Source organism: Amycolatopsis orientalis DSM 43388 (genome assembly GCF_000411975.1).
Classification (GTDB): domain Bacteria; phylum Actinomycetota; class Actinomycetes; order Mycobacteriales; family Pseudonocardiaceae; genus Amycolatopsis; species Amycolatopsis orientalis_D.
Genome location: NZ_ASXG01000146.1, coordinates 1 through 1,455, shown reverse-complemented (window position 1 = coordinate 1,455; position 1,455 = coordinate 1). Strand labels below are relative to the sequence as shown.

The following is a 1,455-nucleotide window of genomic DNA, read 5'->3' as shown; positions in this document are numbered from 1 at the left end:
GGTGGCTGTCTAATGCTTTTGTCAAGCGGCAGGGGTGACTGTGGTGTGGTTGGCCTGGTACGGCTGGCGGGTGCGCAGGATCGCGTAGAGAACCGTCACGCGGCGGCGTGCGAGTGCGATGAGGGCTTGTTGGTGTCGTTTGCCTTCGGCTCGTTTGCGCGCGTAGAACGCCTTGCTGGCCGGGTCGGCTTGGATAGCGCAGAACGCGGAGTGGTAGAAGACGCGTTTGAGGTTCTTGCCGCCGCCGGTGGCTCTGCGCAGGTAGTGCATCTTCCCGGACTGTTGCAGCACAGGAGCCAGGCCCGAGGCGGCAGCGAGCGCGTCAGCGCCGGCGAATCGGGCCAGGTCGCCTGCTTCGGCCAGGAATTCGGCGGTGAGGGTGGCCCCCATTCCGGGCAGGCTCCGGACGAGGGCCGCGTCAGGGTGCTGGTCAAGAACCTCGGCGATCTCGGAATCCACGGCGGACAGACGAGCGCGCGTGGTGAGCGCATCGTTGGCCAGCTCGCGCACGAACTGCGCGGTGCGGGTTTCGCCGGGCACCCGCACGCGTTGGTGTCCGGCGGCCTCGAGCGCGGCAGCGGCAAGTCGGTCGGCGCGGTCGCTGCGGACCCCGTTGCGGTGCAGGTAGGCGGTGATCCGGGCTCGTCCGGCCCGGCGGATCTCGGCCGGTGTGGTGTAGCGCGTCAGCAGGCGCAGGTCCCCGAGGTTGGTCAGGTCCAGAGCTCGCTCCAGGCCGGGGAAGATGCCGGTCAGCATGTCGCGTGTCCGGTTGATGCGGCGGGTTTGCTCGGTCACCAGGTCGCTGCGGCGCGAGACCAGCAGGCGCAGGTCGAGGGTCAGCTCGTCGTCGCCGGTGACCGGCCGCCAGTCCTCGCGCAGCCGCAGCTGGTCGGCGATGACCCGGGCGTCGCGGGGGTCGGATTTGTGCTCGCCGCCGCGGGTGCCGTGGCGGGAGCGGTTCACGGTCAGGCCGGGCACGTGCACCAAGCGGTGTTCGGTGTCCAGCAGCATCGCGGTGACCAGGCCCGCGATTCCGCCCAGCACGTCGATGCCCACTGTCGCCGGACCGTGCTCGGCGGCGGCCTGGGCGAGCTCGGCAATGAACTCGCCGATGGCGTCGGGCGCATTGTCCACTCGCCGCGATACAAGCTCCCGCCCGGTTTCAGCCACAACGATTGCGGCCCAATGGAATTCCTTGGCGATGTCGATGCCCGCCACCAGCGTCACGGCTCCTCCGGTCCTTCAGCGAACGGCTTGGCGCGGCAACCTCATTCCGCCGTCAACGCCCTACATAGCGATGGTCCGCAGCGCCTAATCAGCGGTCAGAACAAGGTGGCGGGACCGGTGGCGGAGCCACCTGAGCCATCGGGGAGCAGCGTGATGAAAGCCATGCCGATCCCGCCCGCGCCCACCGATCATTCCGGACGACCGGCGGCACGTCATGAAGGTAGGGCG

Annotated in this window: 1 protein-coding gene; it reads right to left on the bottom strand. The window is 69.1% G+C overall.

Translation table 11 applies throughout. The features are described from left to right. Positions 1-21: 21 nt before the first annotated feature. Positions 22-1,227, bottom strand: coding sequence for an IS110 family transposase (locus L942_RS29375; protein ID WP_037366834.1), 1,206 nt, complete (start codon positions 1,225-1,227; stop codon positions 22-24). Positions 1,228-1,455 lie beyond the last annotated feature (228 nt).